Source organism: Gemmiger formicilis (assembly GCF_016901605.1).
Classification (GTDB): domain Bacteria; phylum Bacillota; class Clostridia; order Oscillospirales; family Ruminococcaceae; genus Gemmiger; species Gemmiger formicilis_B.
This window is the reverse complement of record NZ_JACJKP010000677.1, coordinates 1-244: the sequence shown is the minus strand read 5'-3', so window position 1 is coordinate 244 and position 244 is coordinate 1. Positions and strand designations below refer to the sequence as shown.

Sequence of the window (244 nt, the reverse complement as noted above, 5' to 3'; positions counted from 1 at the left end):
CTTCGGCCAGCATCCGGAACCCATGGCCTGACAGTCTGGCGTATCGTTCCTGGTCGCCGTCGTAGGTCATCATCATGGCGTGCATCAGGGCCTGTCCATAGGGCGAAGTGGCCACCCCTTTCGACCCGGTTTTCAGCAGGGACTTCCACGGGTAATGGCGATAGACCGGCTCCATCCGTTTCAGCAGCCACAGTTCGATGCCCGTCACATACGTTCGCTGCAGAGGGGCCGAATCAATGGCCAC

Annotated in this window: 1 pseudogene; it reads right to left on the bottom strand. The window is 60.2% G+C overall.

Annotated features, from left to right (window positions below):
* Positions 1-244 (bottom strand): annotated as a pseudogene (locus H6B10_RS16435) (alpha/beta fold hydrolase); the annotation flags it as partial.